18 protein-coding genes and 1 pseudogene are annotated in these 18,004 nt (G+C 64.2%); 15 read left to right on the top strand and 4 right to left on the bottom strand.

Features of this window, described 5'->3' with window-relative positions; genetic code table 11:
* Positions 1-381: 381 nt before the first annotated feature.
* The 5 genes from rpsF (at position 382) to C8J98_RS20425 (ending at position 4,836) form a co-directional block, all read left to right on the top strand.
* A complete protein-coding gene (gene rpsF, locus C8J98_RS20445; protein ID WP_107915513.1) occupies positions 382-804 on the top strand; it encodes a 30S ribosomal protein S6 in 423 nt (140 codons plus the stop codon).
* 15 nt (positions 805-819) lie between these two features.
* Entirely contained in the window at positions 820-1,050 is a 231-nt protein-coding gene (gene rpsR, locus C8J98_RS20440) for a 30S ribosomal protein S18 (protein WP_029214018.1), read from the top strand.
* Positions 1,051-1,159: 109 nt separating this feature from the next.
* Positions 1,160-1,606, top strand: coding sequence for a 50S ribosomal protein L9 (rplI, locus tag C8J98_RS20435; RefSeq protein WP_107915512.1), 447 nt, complete (start codon positions 1,160-1,162; stop codon positions 1,604-1,606).
* 195 nt (positions 1,607-1,801) lie between these two features.
* Entirely contained in the window at positions 1,802-3,217 is a 1,416-nt protein-coding gene (dnaB, locus tag C8J98_RS20430) for a replicative DNA helicase (protein WP_107915509.1), read from the top strand.
* A gap of 170 nt (positions 3,218-3,387) precedes the next feature.
* Positions 3,388-4,836 carry an NAD(P)/FAD-dependent oxidoreductase gene (locus C8J98_RS20425; protein ID WP_107915507.1) on the top strand — a complete coding sequence of 483 codons (1,449 nt, stop codon included), beginning with the start codon at positions 3,388-3,390 and terminating at the stop codon, positions 4,834-4,836.
* 27 nt (positions 4,837-4,863) lie between these two features.
* On the opposite strand, the pseudogene C8J98_RS22575 reads toward C8J98_RS20425, so the two are convergent.
* Positions 4,864-4,968, bottom strand: a pseudogene (locus C8J98_RS22575) (phosphotyrosine protein phosphatase); the annotation flags it as partial.
* A 216-nt stretch (positions 4,969-5,184) separates the two neighbouring features.
* Here C8J98_RS22575 and C8J98_RS20420 point away from each other — a divergent pair.
* From C8J98_RS20420 to radA, 5 genes are all read left to right on the top strand, one after another.
* Complete coding sequence (locus tag C8J98_RS20420) at positions 5,185-5,454, top strand: hypothetical protein (protein ID WP_107915506.1); 270 nt, start codon at positions 5,185-5,187, stop codon at positions 5,452-5,454.
* A 14-nt stretch (positions 5,455-5,468) separates the two neighbouring features.
* Positions 5,469-6,245, top strand: coding sequence for an SGNH/GDSL hydrolase family protein (locus C8J98_RS20415; protein WP_107915504.1), 777 nt, complete (start codon positions 5,469-5,471; stop codon positions 6,243-6,245).
* 199 nt (positions 6,246-6,444) lie between these two features.
* Positions 6,445-7,413, top strand: coding sequence for a CsgG/HfaB family protein (locus tag C8J98_RS20410; protein ID WP_107915502.1), 969 nt, complete (start codon positions 6,445-6,447; stop codon positions 7,411-7,413).
* 137 nt (positions 7,414-7,550) lie between these two features.
* Entirely contained in the window at positions 7,551-8,639 is a 1,089-nt protein-coding gene (gene alr, locus C8J98_RS20405) for an alanine racemase (RefSeq protein WP_107915500.1), read from the top strand.
* Between the two features lie 83 nt (positions 8,640-8,722).
* Positions 8,723-10,114 carry a DNA repair protein RadA gene (gene radA / locus C8J98_RS20400; RefSeq protein WP_107915498.1) on the top strand — a complete coding sequence of 464 codons (1,392 nt, stop codon included), beginning with the start codon at positions 8,723-8,725 and terminating at the stop codon, positions 10,112-10,114.
* A gap of 77 nt (positions 10,115-10,191) precedes the next feature.
* On the opposite strand, the gene ccsA is transcribed toward radA, so the two are convergent.
* Complete coding sequence (gene ccsA / locus C8J98_RS20395; protein WP_107915496.1) at positions 10,192-10,989, bottom strand: cytochrome c biogenesis protein CcsA; 798 nt, start codon at positions 10,987-10,989, stop codon at positions 10,192-10,194.
* A 119-nt stretch (positions 10,990-11,108) separates the two neighbouring features.
* Between ccsA and ffh the strand changes: the two genes are divergently transcribed.
* The 5 genes from ffh (at position 11,109) to rplS (ending at position 14,574) form a co-directional block, all read left to right on the top strand.
* Positions 11,109-12,500: a signal recognition particle protein gene (gene ffh, locus C8J98_RS20390; protein ID WP_107915494.1), complete on the top strand. Its 1,392-nt coding sequence runs from the start codon at positions 11,109-11,111 to the stop codon at positions 12,498-12,500.
* Between the two features lie 99 nt (positions 12,501-12,599).
* Entirely contained in the window at positions 12,600-12,851 is a 252-nt protein-coding gene (gene rpsP, locus C8J98_RS20385) for a 30S ribosomal protein S16 (RefSeq protein WP_063573145.1), read from the top strand.
* A complete protein-coding gene (rimM, locus tag C8J98_RS20380; protein ID WP_107915492.1) occupies positions 12,851-13,366 on the top strand; it encodes a ribosome maturation factor RimM in 516 nt (171 codons plus the stop codon). Before rpsP ends, rimM begins: the two co-directional genes overlap by 1 nt.
* 16 nt (positions 13,367-13,382) lie before the next feature.
* A complete protein-coding gene (gene trmD, locus C8J98_RS20375) occupies positions 13,383-14,165 on the top strand; it encodes a tRNA (guanosine(37)-N1)-methyltransferase TrmD (RefSeq protein ID WP_107915490.1) in 783 nt (260 codons plus the stop codon).
* A gap of 10 nt (positions 14,166-14,175) precedes the next feature.
* Positions 14,176-14,574, top strand: a complete 399-nt coding sequence (rplS, locus tag C8J98_RS20370) for a 50S ribosomal protein L19 (protein WP_107915488.1) — start codon at positions 14,176-14,178, stop codon at positions 14,572-14,574.
* A gap of 204 nt (positions 14,575-14,778) precedes the next feature.
* Here rplS and C8J98_RS20365 read toward each other — a convergent pair whose 3' ends face one another.
* Entirely contained in the window at positions 14,779-16,842 is a 2,064-nt protein-coding gene (locus C8J98_RS20365; RefSeq protein ID WP_107915486.1) for an EAL domain-containing protein, read from the bottom strand.
* A gap of 97 nt (positions 16,843-16,939) precedes the next feature.
* The gene (epmB, locus tag C8J98_RS20360; RefSeq protein ID WP_107915484.1) at positions 16,940-17,965 is read right to left on the bottom strand and encodes an EF-P beta-lysylation protein EpmB; all 1,026 of its coding nucleotides are present in this window, start codon (positions 17,963-17,965) and stop codon (positions 16,940-16,942) included.
* Positions 17,966-18,004: the final 39 nt, after the last annotated feature.

The following is an 18,004-nucleotide window of genomic DNA, read 5'->3' as shown; positions in this document are numbered from 1 at the left end:
CTGCACTCGCGGCTAAACGACATCCCGCCAGCGCTCTTCGAGCGCCTGGCGGCTCAGGCTCCTACGCAGGTGTCCAGAAAAGCTTGACCACTGCAATTCATCGGCGAAAAGCCAACGAAGCGATGAAGCCGAAGGGCATGTCCCCCTCATGTGGGAGCCGATTCATCGGCGAAAAGCCAACGAAGCGGTGAAGCCGAAGGCCATCGCCGGCACAGCCGGCTCCCACAAGGAGCAGGCAGTCAAGGCCTTGCCTGCTTGCGGCAATCCCCGGTTTCTCCTTACAATGCGCGGCTGGCTCTCCCCAAAGGAGGGCCTTCTTGCCTCACCGCACGTTGCGGGAGGCTGCCATCCCCGCAAGGGGTGCATCCACAAGGAGTCACCATGCGTCATTATGAAGTTGTGTTCATGGTCCACCCGGACCAGAGCGAACAGGTGCCTGCCATGATCGAGCGCTACAAAGCGCTGATCGAAGGCGACAACGGCAAGATCCACCGCCTTGAAGACTGGGGCCGCCGTCAGCTGGCTTACCCGATCGCCAACCTCGCCAAAGCTCACTACGTGATGCTGAACATCGAGGTTTCGCAGAACGCCCTGAATGAACTCGAGACGGGCTTCCGCTTCAACGACGCCGTCCTGCGTCACCTCGTGGTTCGCCGCGACGAAGCCGACCTCGAGCCGTCCTTCATCCTTAAGAGCAAGGAAAAGGACGAGCAGAAGGGTTCGCGTCGCCGTGACGACGACGACGGCAGCGACGATCGTCGCGGCGGTCGCGACAACGACAACGATCGCGACAGCGACGACTAATCGGGGATCACAGCCATGTCTAAATTCTTCCGCCGCCGCAAGTTCTGCCGTTTCACCGCCGAAGGCGTCAAAGAGATCGATTACAAGGATCTCAACACCCTCCGTCAGTACGTCACCGAGAACGGCAAGATCGTCCCGAGCCGCATCACGGGCACGAAGGCACGCTACCAGCGCCAGCTGGCGACCGCGATCAAGCGCGCTCGCTTCCTCTCGCTGCTGCCGTACACCGACAACCACGACGTCTGATCACCCTGCGCCCTCCCGTTTCGGTGAGGGCGCTCGGTTTCAGTCATTTCGGACAACCGTCCTGGCTGCACGGGGCCCATTCCGTGCTAACGAAAAGTAAGGAAAATCCATGGAACTCATCCTCCTCCAGAAGGTGAAGAACCTCGGTAACCTCGGCGACAAGGTCAACGTCAAGCCGGGTTACGGTCGTAACTTCCTCCTTCCGACCGGCAAGGCCGCTCGCGCGACCGCCGCCAACCTCGAAGCGTTCGAAGCACGTCGTGCCGAGTACGAAGCCAAGGCCAAGGAGCACCTGTCCGGTGCCGAGGCTCGTGCCGCCAAGCTCGACGGCGCCGAAGTCACGATCGAAGTCAACGCTTCGCCGGAAGGCAAGCTGTTCGGCTCGGTCACGCCGCGCGACGTTGCCGAAGCCCTGACCGCCAAGGGTCTGGAAGTCGACAAGAGCGAAGTGATCCAGGCTGAAGGCCCGTACCGCAATGTTGGTGAGTACGAAGCGGTTGTCGTGCTCCACGCCGACATCACGCAGACGGTCAAGGTCAAGGTGGTCGGCGCGTAAGCTCCGATCCTCCCTGAGATCCTCGGAAGCGGGCGCCGAAAGGCGCCCGTTTTCGTTTCAGGGCCAACCAGGGCCTGTTTCGCCCACAGGTTATCCACAGACTTATCCTCTCACCGGGTGAGACATCCCCGCGTATCATGGCCTCACGGCCAGGCCGTCCCGGTCAGGGGCGCCGTCAGCAACACGAGGTATTCCATGTCCTTCAATCCCGAGCGCGGTGAGCGCGGAGACCGCAAGCGTCGTCGCGAGCCCACGCCGTTCGACTCGTTGCGCATTCCTCCGAATTCCATCGAGGCCGAGCAGGCGGTACTGGGCGGTCTCATGCTCTCGCCCGATTCGCTGGACAAGGTGGCCGACAAGCTCAACGACGACGATTTTTATCGCAAGGACCATCGCCTCATCTGGCGTGCCATCAACGAGCTCGCCAACAAGGGCATGCCCTGTGACGCGATCACGCTCGGCGAGTGGTTTGTCGCCAACGACCTGGCCGAGATGGTCGGTGGTGCCAGCTACCTCATGGAGCTGGCAAATTCGACACCCAGCGCAGCCAACATCGGCGCCTACGGCGACATCGTCCGCGAGAAGTCCGTGCTGCGCATGCTGATCGACGCCGGCACGTCCATCACCGAAGACGGTTTCCGCCCCGAGGGCAAGAGCGTCCAGGAAGTGATGGAGCTGGCCGAGCAGCGTGTATTCCGCATCGCCGAATCCGGCGCGCGCGGCAAGAAGGACATCGTCTCCGTGCGCGAAGCCGTGGGCGAGGCATTCCGCATGCTGACCGAGCGCTACGAAAAGCGCGGCCAGCTCACCGGCATCTCCACCGGCTTCACCGATCTGGACGAACTCACCTCCGGGTTGCAGCCGTCGGATCTCATCATCGTCGCGGCACGTCCGTCGATGGGCAAGACCGCCTTCGCGCTGAACCTCGCCGAGGCCGCGGCGATGCGTGGGAAGAAGGCCGTGGCGGTATTTTCGATGGAAATGTCGGCCTCGCAGCTGGCCTTCCGTCTGATTTCGTCGCTCGGTCGCGTGCACGCACAGCACCTGCGTAACGGTGACCTCGCCGAAGAGGACTGGCCGCGCGTCACCTCGGCTATCACCATGCTGTCGGATGCAAAGATCTTCATCGACGACACGCCTGCCATGTCGCCGGTGGAAATGCGCTCGCGCTCGCGTCGTCTCCAGCGCGAGCACGGCCTGGGCCTGATCGTGATCGACTACCTGCAGCTGATGCAGGTGCCTGGCAGCAACGAGAACCGCGCAACGGAAATCTCCGAGATCTCCCGAGGCCTGAAGGCCCTGGCGAAGGAACTCAACGTGCCGGTGATCGCGCTGTCGCAGTTGAACCGATCCCTCGAGCAACGCGCCGACAAGCGCCCGATGATGTCCGATCTCCGCGAATCCGGCGCTATCGAGCAGGATGCCGACGTGATCATGTTCATCTACCGTGACGACTACTACAACAAGGAGTCGCCGGATAAGGGCCTGGCCGAGATCATCATCGGCAAGCAGCGAAACGGCCCCACCGACACCGTGAAACTGGCCTTCCTCGGCCACTACACCAAGTTCGAGAACTGGGCGCCCGATTCCTACGTAGGCACCTTCGACTGATCCTTGCGCCCATGTAGGAGCCGATTCATCGGCGATCCCGCGACAGCGGGAAAACGGTGCCGCGAACAAACGGGGCGGCAAGCACCCATTCGCCGATGAATCGGCTCCTACACAACGAGCGGGGCCGCTCTGAACGGCGTACGCTTTCCCTGCCGAAGCGGGGGTGCGCATTGAACACCGACCACTACGATGTCCTGATCATCGGCGCGGGCCTCTCCGGTATCGGAATGGCCTGCCGGCTAGCCGCGGCTTGCCCCGGCAAGCGCGTCGGCATCATTGAGCGACGCCAGGCCATCGGCGGAACGTGGGACCTCTTCCGTTATCCGGGTGTTCGTTCGGACTCGGACATGTTCACCTTCGGCTACGCCTTCCGGCCGTGGAACGAGCTGAAGGTGCTTGCCGATGGTCCGTCGATCCGCGACTACGTCGTGGCGACGGCTCGCGAGTACGGCATCGAAGACAAGATCCGGTTCGGCCTGAGCACGACCCATGCGTCGTGGTCCTCCTTCGACTCCTGTTGGACGGTGACAGCCGTCGGTGAGCTTGGCGAGAAGCAGGTATTCACCACCAGCTTCCTTGTCGGCTGCACGGGCTACTACGCCTATGACCATGGTTATGTCCCGGCCTTCCCCGATCTCGATCGCTACCAGGGACGTTTCGTCCACCCGCAGCAGTGGCCCGAGGACCTCGACTGGGAAGGAAAGCGCGTGCTCGTCATTGGCAGCGGCGCGACGGCGATAACCCTCGTCCCCGCGCTTGCGGCGAAAGCCGAGCATGTCACCATGCTCCAGCGTTCGCCGGGCTACGTGTTCTCCGTGCCTTCGCGTGATGCCATCTCGGCAGCCTTGTTGCACGTGCTGCCCGAACGCCTGGTCTATACGATGGCGCGCTGGCGCAATATCGCCCTTCAACGACTGCTTTATCGCGCGGCGATGCGCTGGCCGAAGCGGGTGCGTTCGATCCTGCTGGCCGGTGTGCGTCGCCGCCTCGACGGCGCGGCTACGCTCGACGATTTCTCACCCGCATACGACCCGTGGACGCAGCGGCTTTGCGTCGTTCCCGATAACGATCTGTTCGACGCATTGCGCGCGGGCAAGGCCTCCGTGTGGACCGATTCGATCGCCGGGTTCACCGAGACGGGCGTGCGGTTGTCGTCAGGCGCCACGATCGAAGCGGACATCGTCGTTTCAGCGACAGGGTTCCAATTGCAGGTACTCGGCGGCATGACCCTCGACGTCGACGGGATCGTCCGCGACCCGGGTGAACTGCTGACTTACAAAGGGGTGCTACTGGATGGTGTTCCCAACGCCGCCGTGTTGTTCGGCTATATCAATGCATCGTGGACGCTGAAGGTGGATCTCGCCGCGCAGTACGTGTGCCGGCTGCTACAGCGAATGGACGAACGTGCCGTCGATGTCGTCGTGCCACGGGCACCGCCAGGACAGGTACTCGATGTGTGCATCCTCGACGCGTTGACGTCGGGCTATGTGCGTCGGGGAGAAGCGACGTTGCCGAGGCAGGGGAGGGACGCGCCGTGGCGTGTTTCGCACCGCTATGAAGTCGACCGGCGCGTGCTGCTGGAGGATCCGGTCGACGATGCCTGGCTTGAGATGTCCTGACACCTCGTGAGCATGGCCTCGTGAGTGTCATGGGGTTGGCAGAAATCGGCCTGCGCGCTTTTGAAGCAGGACGACCAGTTCCGGAGCCATGTAGTCATAGTCGTCTGGAATATCGAGACAGATGACGCGCTTGCTGCGGAGCTTGTTCTTCGCACAGATAAAAAGAACTCGTGTCATGGCTCGGGGTTTCCATTCCGAAGGGTTGCGCGCTACGGTTGTTTCGCTGACTATCGGCGCGGGGCGATCTTATCTTCAGGGGATGGAACCATGCGTTGTTTCGTACATCACGATGCCGAGGCGGTTGGCGTCTGCAGGTGCTGTTCCAAGGGTACGTGCGCGAATTGCGCGATGCCTGTGACCCATGGGATTGCCTGCTCGGACGCTTGCCGGCCAATTGCCGAGAAGATTGCCCAGTTGCAGCTGGTCGCATTGCGTAACCAGGGTCTCCACCGTGCCCAGCGCGTTATCCAGCCCGTCATGGCGGTGCTCCTGTTGGCCATCGGCGTGTGGACGGTCTACACGAATCCCGCATGGACCGAGGGATGGATTTTCGTGGCGGGTGGCGTGGTCATCGGGATCGCACTAGCCTTTTCTTCGCGTCGTCGCCGCGCGACCTGACCGGCGAGGCCTCGATGAAACGTGTGGCAGCATTGCTCACTGGAGTGTTCTTCGTCGGATCGACGTTGTCGGCAACGCCCCAGGTGTCTCCGGCGCGCATCGTCCTTCCGGACAACCCGACGCCCGACCAGCGCGCCGACATCGAGCAGCGCCTGAATGACTGGCCTTTGCTCGCGCGCTTCGCGAAGGATAACGCCACGTACCCGCCGCCGAAGCCGGGCGAGAAGCGGGTCGTCTTCTTCGGCGACTCGATCACCGACTTCTGGGGAAGGCCGGTCGGTGACTTCTTTCCGGGCAAGGGCTACATCAATCGGGGTATCAGCGGTCAGACCACACCGCAGATGCTCGTGCGCTTTCGTACCGATGTTATTGCCCTGGAGCCGAAGGTCGTTGTCATCCTTGCAGGGACGAACGACATCGCGGGAAATACCGGCGCATCGACGCTGGCCATGATTGAAGACAATCTGTCGTCGATGACCGAACTGGCCCGCGTCCATGGCATCCGGGTCGTGATCTCGACGCTCTTGCCCGTCGCGGACTACGTGGACGCGGCGCAGACGACGCGACGGCCCCCGTCGGCCATCCTCGCGCTGAATGCCTGGATAAGAGCCTACGCGGTACGCGAGCATTTGCCGTTACTGGACTATTACCCGCTGATGGTCGACGAAAGCGGTGCCCTGAAGCGCGAGCTCAGCGACGACGGCTTGCATCCCAATGCGCAGGGCTACGCCGTGATGGCGCCCCTTGCCCAGCGTGCCATCCAGGTAGCGCTCAAGAAAACCGGACGCTAAGCGAGGGCTCGCCTTACACCGTGCTAGGGCGAGACCGCGCGTCCCTGTTGGGCGAGCGAGGAGTTCGTCCGGCCAAGGCCTGACATACGTACGTCTGTGCTGCCCATAGCATCGTCGGCTCATTCGATCGCCTTCTCCCGCGTGCGTCCGGGCAGGGCGAGGGTCGTTCAGGGCCGGACGTATCAGGACAGGATCGACCATGGAAATTTTCTTCAGGCGCGCTGCGCAGGCCTCGCTTGCGCTTGGCGCTATCGTTTCGTTCACAGCATGTACTGCTGCGAATCCCCTTGTTACCCGAACGCAGAAAGCGCATGAGGCGAAGGTCGCCGCGATCCCGAAGTGCGCGCGCAAGCTGGGCACGATTTCAGTCATCGAGCCCGAAGGTGATGTGCATTGGTGGACGCAGCAGCAGTTGCCGTCGCCGACCAAGCTGATCAAGGTGTTCGTCAACAAGTCCGGCTGCTTCACGCTGCTGGATCGAGGCATGGGCATGAGCGCAGCCATGCGTGAGCGCGCGCTCGCTGCGGGCGGTGAGCTGCGCGGCGGTGCGAACATCGGCAAAGGCCAGGTCAAGGCGGCGGACTATGTCATGGTTCCCGATCTCGTCTCGACCAATGCCAACGCCGGAGGCAGTGCACTAAGCGCCCTGGCCAGCGGTCTCATCGGGGGCGGCACGGGACGCCTCGTGGGCTCCATCAACATCAGCTCGAAGACTTCCGATGTCGTCCTCACCGTGACCGACGTGCGTTCGTCCGAACAGGTGGCGATGACCGAGGGCCACGGCGAAAAGAACGACATCGGTCTCGGCGCGAGTGGTAAGTTCTTCGGGAGTCAGGGGCTTGGCGGCGCGGGCATAGGCGGCTATGCCAACACCACCATCGGCCAGGTCATCAGCATGGCTTACCTCGACGCTTACACGAAGCTGGTCAATGAAATGGGCGGGATGCCTGGCAACGCGTCGGCAGCGAACGCGCGTCAGTCCGGCACGGTCCGGGTCGCCACGCGGATGTTCTCGAACGCCGGCATGAAGGGCCAGGCGGTGCGCTCGCTCGATCCCGGCATGACCGTGTACCCCACGGGCGACAAAGTCGGCCTGATCTGGGAGATCGAGGACGAGCACGGCAACCGTGGCTGGATCTCGTCCGAGAACTTCGACCTGGCGAGGTAAGCCCGCAGGCTCGATGTCTCTGCGGTGACGGGCGCCGTATCGACGCCTGCCACCGCCACTCCTGCGCCACACGGTTGCCTGTTGGATGCGGCTAGACTGGGCGGCCCGTAACAGCAGCGTCGTCCGCTTCGAAGCCCATGAGCCGTACCACTGTCGCCACCATCCACCTAGGTGCCTTGCGCCATAACCTTGCCCGTGTCCGTGCCCTGGCAGGGGATGCGAAGGTCATGGCCGTGGTGAAGGCCGATGCTTACGGGCATGGCCTTGAGCGTGTGGCCCGGGCTATCGACGGCGAGGCGGAAGCCTTTGCCGTGGCGGCCATCGCCGATGGGCTGCGCCTGCGCGCAGCCGGTCACCGGCAGCGCATCGTCGTGCTCTCCGGTCCCGATACCCCTTCCGACATCGCGGAAATGCAGCGCCTGCGCCTGGAAGCGCTGATCCACCATGACGCCCAGTTGCCCTGGCTGGCCAGGGCCGAGCCGGCGCGTGGGCTCTTGCGTGTATGGATCAAGGTCGACACCGGCATGCACAGGCTGGGCTTCGCACCGGCACGCGCCCGCGAAGTCCATGCGGACTTGTTGGCGATGCCAGCGATCGATCGCGAGATCGGCCTCATGACCCACTTCGCCTCGTCGGAGGAATTCGAGGGGCGCGACACGGCCGTGCAGATCCAGCGCTTCAGGGAGGCGACCGCTGGACTCGACGGTCCGCGTGCGCTTTCGAACTCCGCAGCCGTGCTGGGCTGGCCGGATGCCCGCGGTGACTGGGTTCGTACGGGCGGTTTGCTCTACGGGCTTTCCGTGGTGGAGGGCCGCTCCGGCGCGGATTTCGGATTCCGGCCGGCAATGACCCTGTCGACACGTCTGGTCGCGATCAACCAACTCTCGAAGGGTGAAAGGGTGGGCTACAACGGAACGTACGAATGCCCCGAGGACATGGCCATCGGTGTGGCCGCTATCGGCTACGGCGACGGCTATCCCCGCAGTGCGGCGGCGGGTATGCCCGTATTGGTGAACGGGCGACGGGCGCCCTTGGTCGGTCGCGTCTCGATGGACCTCATCACGATCGACCTGCGCGGCATTCCCGATGCCCGCACGGGCGATCGCGTGACCCTGTGGGGCGAAGGCCTGCCCGTCGAGACGGTGGCCGCCGCCGCCGGTACCATCTCCTACGATCTCACCTGTGGCATGACGCGTCGCGTACTCTTCGTCGAAGACGAAAGCTGATCGTCACCGTGCCTCCCGCGTATCGCTCCGTGCGACGCGGTCGCGCTATATAGCTTCATCCCTTTCCGGAAGATCACGACACGATGGCCAAGGCCAAGACCGCCTACGTTTGTACCGAATGCGGTGCCGAGCACAGCAAGTGGCAGGGCCAGTGCGCCGAATGCGGTGTGTGGAATGTCCTGTCCGCCTTCGTCGTCGAATCGGCCAAGCCCGCGGCCGTGGTGTCGATCGGTGCCCAGCGCGGCGGTTATGCCGGCGCCGCCGCCGGATCGCCGAAGATCACTGCACTGACTGAAGTGCTACTCACGGCGGAAGCGCGCACGCACACCGGCATCGGCGAACTCGATCGCGTGCTCGGTGGCGGGCTGGTTGAAGGCTCCGTCGTGCTCATCGGCGGCGACCCCGGCATCGGTAAATCCACCTTGCTGTTGCAGATGCTCGGCACGCTGGGCGCGGTATTGCCCAGCCTGTATGTCACCGGCGAAGAATCCCTTTCCCAGGTGGCCGCTCGCGCCCAACGCCTGGACCTGCCGCTCGCTCCGTTGCACGCGCTCGCGGAAACCTGCATAGAACGCATCCTCGAGCAGGCGATGTCCGCGCGGCCGCGCGTGCTCGTGATCGACTCCATCCAGACCATCTGGACCGAAATGCTTACCGCGGCGCCGGGTTCGGTGAGCCAGGTACGCGAATCGGCGGCAAAGCTCACCCGCTTCGCCAAGGAAACCGGTACCTCCGTTTTCCTGGTCGGCCACGTGACCAAGGACGGCGGTATCGCTGGCCCGCGCGTGCTCGAGCACATGGTCGACGCCGTGCTTTATTTCGAGGGTGAATCCGGCAGCCGTTTTCGCGTGCTGCGTGCCTTCAAGAACCGCTTCGGCGCGGTGAACGAGCTCGGTGTCTTCGCCATGTCCGAGAAAGGTCTGCGCGAAGTGCCCAATCCCTCGGCCATCTTCCTTTCATCGCACGCGGGCCCTACGCCCGGCAGTGCTGTCATGGTCACGCGCGAAGGCACGCGCCCGCTGCTGGTCGAGGTGCAGGCCCTGGTCGACCAGTCGTCGTTGGGCAACCCTCGTCGCGTCGTGCTCGGCCTCGAACAGAACCGCCTCGCCATGCTGCTCGCCGTGCTGCACCGGCATGGCGGCATTGCGGCCTACGACCAGGACGTCTTCGTCAACGTGGTCGGCGGCATCCGCGTGCAGGAAACCGCGTCCGACGTGCCGGTGCTGATGGCGGTGCTCTCAAGCCTGCGCGACCGCCCGCTGCCGGAGAAGTCCATTGCCTTCGGCGAGGTGGGTCTGTCGGGCGAGATTCGCCCTGTGCCGAATGGTGAAGAGCGCCTCAAAGAAGCCGCGACGCACGGCTTCCGCCGCGCGGTGGTGCCTGCGGCGAACGCGCCGAAGAAAGGGCGGGTTGGCGACATGGAAGTGATCGGTGTTGAGCGCTTGTCGCAGGCGATCGACGCCTGCCGCGAATAACTGGATTTCTGTAGGAGCCGATTCATCGGCGATAGCCAGGTTGCCTCAGCCCCATCGCCGCTGAAGCGGCTCCCACATCAGCCGGTGCGGTGCAGGATCAACTCCAGCACCAGCTTCGTGCCGAAGAAGGCCAGCAGCAGCACGCCCATGCCGATCAGGGTGAGGTTCACCGCGCGCGTGCCGCGCCAGCCGTGACGCCAGCGACCCCAAAGCAGAACGCCAAAGACGATCCAGGCCACGATCGACAGCACCGTCTTGTGCACGAGGTGTTGGCTGAACAGGTTGCCGACGAACAGCGTGCCGGTCACCAGGGTCAGGGTGAGCAGGACGAAGCCCACCGCGATCAGCCGGAACAGCAGCACTTCAGTAAGCGTAAGTGGGGGCAGGGCGCGCAGCCAGTGGCCGAACTTGCTCCGCCGCAAGGCCCGTTCCTGAATGGCGAGCAGGATCGCCAGCGCCGCAGCGATGGAGAGAATGCCGAAAGCGAGCACGGCGATCGTCACGTGCAACTCGATCTGCCAGGTCATGGCTTCCGGCGCGGTACGTGGCGCGATGAACGCGTCCATCGCCAGAAATACGGCCGACAGCGGAAAGATAAGAATGCCCAGTCCGGCCACCGGTCGCGACAGGTTCACCACCAGGGTGAGGGCCGAGGCAATCCAGGCCACCAGGGACAGGGCCGCGAAGAAATGCAGGTCCAGCGTGCCCCGATGGGCGCTCAGCAGGAGTCCGGCATGGGCCAGCGCGGCCAGCGTCGCCATGGTCATGCCGATGCGTGCCAAAGGCTGACCACCCGTCATCAGCGGTCGTGCAAGCACGCCTGCGGCGGACAGGTAGAGGGCGACGGCAGCGAGCGCAAGGATGGCGACGATCATGGACGCGCAGTGTGGCATAGCGGCCAGGTATCGTGAATGCGACACGTTGGCATTGCCCGCCGCACGGCAGGGGTCCAGTCCGGCTATAATCCGTCGTTTACAGCATTCATCGACTCGCCATGTTCGAATCGCTCAGCCAACGCCTCTCCGATACCGTCAACCGCCTGCGTGGTCGCGGCCGGCTGACCGAAGAAAATATTCGCGAGGCGCTCCGTGAGGTCCGTATCGCCCTGCTCGAGGCCGACGTGGCCTTGCCGGTGGTGAAGGCGCTGATCGAACGCGTGAAAGTTCGCGCCGTCGGCCAGGAAGTGCTCAAGAGCCTTTCGCCGGGCCAGGCGCTGGTCAAGGTCGTCAGCGACGAACTGACCACCGTCATGGGCGTTGCCAACACGGAGCTCAACCTCGCTGCCACGCCGCCGGCCATCGTGCTGATGGCGGGTCTGCAGGGCGCGGGCAAGACGACCACGGTCGCCAAGCTCGCCCGTTTCCTCAAGGAGCGGAAGAAGAAGCGCGTCATGGTCGTCAGCTGCGACGTTTATCGTCCGGCCGCCATCGAACAGTTGCGCACGCTGGCCGAACAGGTCGGCGTCTCGTTCTTCCCCTCGGAAGTGGGGCAGAGCCCGGTAGACATCGCGAAGGCCGCGATCGCCGCGGCCCGCCGCGAGGTCATCGACGTCCTGTTGGTCGATACCGCCGGCCGTCTGCATATCGACGAAGCGATGATGGACGAGATCAAGGCGCTGCACGCGGCGCTCGATCCCATCGAAACCCTCTTCGTGGTCGATTCCATGACCGGTCAGGACGCGGCCACGACGGCCAAGGCGTTCTCCGACGCGATTCCGCTCACCGGCGTGATCCTGACCAAGACCGACGGCGACGCCCGTGGCGGTGCCGCGCTGTCGGTGCGCTACATCACCGGCCGTCCGATCAAGTTCATCGGCGCCGGTGAAAAGACCGACGCCCTCGAGCCGTTCCATCCGGATCGCCTCGCCCAACGCATTCTCGGCATGGGCGACGTCCTGTCGCTGGTCGAGGAAGTCGAGCGCAAGGTCGACCAGGAGAAAGCCCAGAAGCTGGCCGAGAAGGTCATGAAGGGCAAGCGTTTCGATCTCAACGATATGCGAGATCAGCTCGAGCAGATGGCGAACATGGGCGGTCTGGCCGGTCTCATGGACAAACTTCCGGGCATGGGCAACCTCCCGGACAACGTCAAATCCAAGGTCAACGACAACGAACTGAAGCGCATGGTCGCGATCATCGGGTCGATGACCAAGAAGGAGCGCCGTCACCCGGATCTCCTCAACGGTTCGCGCAAGGCCCGTGTGGCCCGCGGTTCCGGCACCCAGCCGGCCGACGTCAATCGCCTGCTCAAGCAGTTCATGCAGATGGAAAAAATGATGTCCAAGCTGTCCAAAGGCGGCAGCAAGGGCCTCATGCGCCAGATGCGTGGTGCCATGAAGGGCATGGGCGGTATGGGCGGAATGGGCGGCGGTATGCCGCCGATGCGCTAAACCCCTTCCATTTTCTACAACTTTCGCTAAAATGCCGGGTTTACCGCGCCCGCATCTAGCGCGCGCCTGCCGGCACCCGGCAATTCTGGAGCTCGTAATATGGTTAAGATTCGTCTTTCGCGCGGTGGCGCCAAGGGCCGTCCGTTTTATCACGTCGTCGTGACCGACCAGCGCAACAAGCGCGATGGTCGCAACATCGAGCGCGTGGGCTACTACAACCCGGTCGCTTCGGGCGCTGATAAGCGTCTCGAGCTCGACGTTGCCAAGGTCCAGGCCTGGGTGGCGAAGGGTGCACAGCTGACCGATAAGGTCCGTGCCCTCGTGAAGGAAGCCGGCAAGCTGGCTGCTTGATGTCGACAGAGCTCGGTAAGCGCGTCCGGCTCGGGCGCATTGTCGGGCTCTACGGCGTGCAGGGTCAGGTCAAGCTCGAAAGCTGGACCGAACCCCGTATTCAGATCTTCCAATACCAGCCATGGCTGCTGACCGCGCCGGGTGTGGAGAAGGAGATCGACGGGATCCGCGGACGCGCGCAAGGTAAGGGCCTGGTGGCCACCCTTCCGGGCATCGAGGATCGCGACCAGGCGACCGCACTGATCGGCTGCGAAATTACGGTTTCGCGTGATGTGCTGCCGCCGCCCGCACCGGGCGAGTTCTACTGGACCGATCTCGAGGGTCTCGAGGTCGTCACCACGCAGAACGTTGTCCTGGGACGGGTGAACCATCTATTCGCCACCGGCGCCAATGACGTCATGGTGGTGAAGGACGGTGAAAGGGAGCGGCTTATCCCGTTTGTCCAGGGCCCCTACGTGCACTCCATCGATTTCGATGGCCAGCGCATCGTGGTGGACTGGGACCCCGAGTTCTAGAGCAGCGATTCCAGTCATGCGTATCGATGTGGTCTCGTTGTTTCCCGATTTCGTCCGCCAGTCGGCCGCGGTCGGGGTGGTCGGCAGGGCGCAGCAGCGCGAGTTGTTACAGGTGGAAACCTGGAACCCTCGCGACTTCGCTCCCGACAGGCATCGCACCGTGGACGGCCGCCCTTTTGGCGGTGGGCCGGGCATGGTGATGCTGATCGATCCCTTGCGAGCGGCGCTTGCAGCGGTTCGTGAGGCCGCACCGGAACCGGTGCACGTGATTTACCTCAGCCCGCAAGGTGCGCGGCTGACGCAGGGTAGGGTGGAGGCGCTGGCAAAAATGCCGCGAATTGCCCTGGTCTGTGGACGTTACGAGGGCGTGGACGAACGCCTGCTGCAGCACGAGGTCGACGAGGAGCTCTCAATCGGCGATTATGTGCTGTCTGGCGGGGAGCTTGCCGCAGCGGTGGTTATCGATGCGGTAGGTCGTCTTCAGGAAGGTGCGTTGAACGACGCACAGTCCGCCCAGCAGGACTCCTTCTCGGATGGTCTGCTGGATTGCCCGCATTACACCCGTCCCGAGCATCACGATGTTTGGGGCGGCGTGCCGGAGGTGCTGCTTTCCGGCGATCACGCGGCTATCCGCCGCTGGCGTCGCAAGCAGTCGCTGGGTCGTACCTGGCTGCGCCGGCCGGACTTGCTAACGCAGTGTGCACTCGATGATGAATCGAGGGCATTGCTGGATGAATTCCGCCGTGAGTATGCACGGCTAAACGGTGCGGCCGATATCGACCGCCGTAACGAAAATTGACAGGTGTGCCATGAACAAACTTCTCCAACAGTTCGAAGCCGAGCAGATCATCCGCCAGCTGCCGGAATTCGGTCCTGGCGACACCGTGATCGTCAACGTCAAGGTCAAGGAAGGCGCTCGCGAGCGCGTCCAGGCGTTCGAAGGCATCGTCATTGCCAAGCGTAGCCGCGGTCTGCACTCCGCCTTTACCGTGCGCAAGATTTCGCACGGCACCGGTGTCGAGCGCGTGTTCCAGTCGCACAGCCACGCTATCGACTCGGTCGAAGTCAAGCGCAAGGGCAAGGTCCGCGGCGCCAAGCTGTACTACCTCCGTGGTCTGGAAGGTAAGGCTGCCCGCATCAAGGAAGACGTGGCCGCCGCCGCTGCCGCCAAGGTCGCGAAGAAGGCCGCCGCTGCCGCCGCCCAGTAATCGGGCTGCAGCACGCGCAAAGAAAAAGCCCGCGAACCATCGCGGGCTTTTTTGTGTCTGGATCTTTGGTGGGTGGGCTCGTTGTGGGAGCCGCTTCAGCGGCGATGGGTGCTTGCCGTAACCTGGCCCGCTGCCGCGGGATCGCCGATGAATCGGCTCCTACAATCGCTGATGAATCGGCTCCTACAGGAGCAAGCTCCCACCTCAAACGGGCATGTATTCCTCGGCGAGCACCTTGGCCGGCTCCTGCAGGAAGTTGCCCTGGACGAAGTCCACGCCGCAGGCGAACAGCAACGAGGTGCTCACGGCGTCCTCGACCCATTCGGCGACCGTCTGCTTGCCCGACGAGTGGCCTTCCTTGCAGATCTCGGCGATCTTCTTCTGATTTTCCGGATGCTGCGGCAGGTCGGTCATGAAGCTGCGGTCGATCTTCAGGAAATCGGCCTCGACGTGGTTGAGCATCTGGAACGAGTTCAGGCCCGAGCCGAACTGTTCGATGGCGAAGGCACCGCCCGACTTGCGCCAGCCGGCCACAAACTCCTGGGTAGGACGCAGGCTGGTAAGTACCTTGGACTCCGGCATCTCGATGACCAGGGTGCTGCGCCGCAGCTTTGCCGTTTCCAGGCGACGGCACAGCCAGGGCAGCAGGTCCGGGTCTTCCAGCGATTGCAGGGTCATCTTCACGAAGTAGGTCGTGGTGAGTCCGTCGTTCTCGCGGTGCGCCAGGGCATCGATGGCGTGGCCAAGCACCCAGCGGTCGATCGCCGGGAGGAGGCCGTTGCGCTCGGCCACGGGGAAGAAGTACGAGGGCAGGACGTCGCCCTTCGGGCCGCGCATGCGCACCAGGATCTCGTAGAACTCGCCGGCGGCATCCTGCAGGCTGATGATCTGCTGGTGGTACAGGCGCAGGCCATCGGTCGACAGCGCATGGCGCACGAGGTCGAGCCAGTACTGCTCGCGCTCGGCGTCCGCCTTCTCGCGGGCGCTGGGGTCGTGCAGCTCGACGCGATTACCGCCCTGGTTCTGCGCGTTGCGCAGCGCTGCGCTGGCCTGTTCGAGCACAGCCTCGGTGCTGGCGTTCTTCTCGGCGATCAGCGTGCCGCCGATGGTGATCGTGACATTGAGCGAGCGCGTGCCCGCATCGATGATGTGTTCGGCGATGCTGGTGCGCAGGCGCTCGGTGAGCGCGGCGTGCTCAAGGTCGCCGCGTGGCGCCAGGATCAGGCCGAGCGTGTGGTCGCCGAGCACGCCGGCGACATCTTCGTCGTCGATGGATTCATTGATCTTCGTGGCGATGGCGGCGAGCAATTTGTCTGCGTTGCCGATACCCGCGCTGGTGACGATTTCCTTCCAGTTGTCCGGCTCGAGCAGGAGCATGGCCTGACCCTCGCGCCCGGCAGCCGCGGCAGCCACGGCTTCGTCGATGTGCTCGAGCGTGCGCGCGCGGTTGAACAGGCCGGTGACGGAATCCCGCTGCAACTGGGCGACCAGGGCGGCGTCGATCATCTGCTGGCGGAACACGATCTGCAGGCAGGCTTCGCCCTCGAACGTGGCGTGTGCGAAGTCGACCAGGGCCTTGAAGGTGCCGCCGTCGTCGCGACGTGCGAGCAGTTCCAGCGGAGGCGGGGTCTTATCGCCCTTGGACAGGCCGCGCAGGACGCCCTTGAAGTCGTCCGCGTGGGTGCCGGCGATCAAATCGAGGATCGGCAGCCCGAGGATGTCGTCGAACTCGGCGAAGCCGAAGGCCTCGAGGTAGGCCTGGTTCACGCGGACGTGCATGCCTTCGTGGACATAGGCAATGGCGTCGCGCGAGGAGTCGAGCAGGGAATCGCAGCGACGCTCGGTCTCGCGCAGCGAGGTTTCCAGGCGACGCACCTGGCGACGCGTCGATAGGGACTCGAACTCGCGCTGGACCACGGCCAGGACCTGGTCGGACCGCTTGCGCAGCGCCACGCCGCGTGTTCCAGCGGCGAAGAGGTCGGCCACGCTATCGTCGCTGAGGCTGTTGACCACGGCGATCAAGGAGAGGTCGCGGCCGCTCGAATCCAGCTGGCGCGTGACCGCTACGGCGTCGATGCCCGGCACGCCGGGATTCATCAGCACCAGGTCAGGCACCAGTTCGTCCAGGGCTGCCTGGATTTCCGCCGCGTTGGTCGCGCGGGCCGGACGCACGGCGATACCGCCGTTACGCAGTACGTTGATCAAAAGTTCGGCGTCTTCCACCGAGTCTTCGATGAAGAGAATCCTGATGACGTTGTCGTGTTTCATGCCGTTCCGAAAAGCCGCTTGCTACCCTGCGAACCGGTGACGGCCCGCTCCCCCCAACGCGGTCCGGCCAGGTCATGCTGGTCGGATGAAGCCCATACTAACGCGCGAATTCGGCAACGGGGCGTTTGGACGGGTCGCCCTGCAATTCGCGCACGAGTTTTGGGACGAGATAGCCAGGGAGCTTGCCCCGAAGCGCTTCCATGAGCCCCAGGGCGCGCTGGTCGGATACCTCGAAATGCGCAGCCCCGGCTACCTTGTCCAGTTGGTGCAGGTAGTAGGGCAGCACGCCGGCGGCGAATGACCGCTCGCACAGCGCTACGAGGGTATCGGCGTCGTCGTTCACTTCCTTGAGCAGCACCGACTGGTTGAGCAGGGTGGCGCCGGCCGATCGCAGCCGGGCACAGGCGGCGTCCACCGAGGCGTCGAACTCATTGGCGTGATTGGCATGCAGTACCACCACCTTTTGCAGGGGCAGTGCGGTCAGCCAGTCGGTGAAGGCGTCGTCGATGCGCTCGGGCAGAACCACGGGCAGGCGGGTGTGGATGCGCAGGCGGATCACGTGGGGCATGTCGGCCAGCCCGCGGGTGAGTTCCTCGAGCTTGTGCGTGGCCAGGGACAGGGGGTCGCCGCCCGACAGGATCAGCTCGCGGATGCTCGGGTCGGCCCTCACAAGGCCCAGTGCCTCACGCCACTGGGCGGCCGCCGCGATCTCCTCGCCGTAGGGGAAATGCCGGCGGAAGCAGTAGCGGCAATTGACGGCACAGCTGCCGCTGGCGATCAGCAGGGCGCGGCCATCGTACTTGTGGAGCACGCCGTGACCGGCCCGCGACGCCATGTCGCCCACGGCGTCCACCGTGAAGCCCTCGGCCACGTCGTGCTCGGCACGGCGCGGCAATACCTGAAGTAGCAAGGGGTCGGTGGGGTCGCCCCGGCGCATGCGGGCCACGAAACCCCGCGGGACGCGCAGCGGGAAGCCCGCATCGTCCGGCGGCAGGAGGTCGGTCCGGTGGCCGAGGCCCACGGCCTGCAGCAGTTCTCCGGCGTCCGTGATGGCGTCCCGCCATAGTTCGCGCCAGCCCGTAGCGGGCGACGATAGGCGGGAAGTGGGGCTTGCGGTTATCATTGCGGACCTTGGATCGGGCTCTGCAGCCCGTGACAGACC

The organism is Luteibacter sp. OK325, from assembly GCF_003050935.1.
Taxonomy (GTDB): domain Bacteria; phylum Pseudomonadota; class Gammaproteobacteria; order Xanthomonadales; family Rhodanobacteraceae; genus Luteibacter.
Note: the sequence above shows the minus strand (reverse complement) of the source record. Positions and strands in the feature narration are given on the sequence as shown.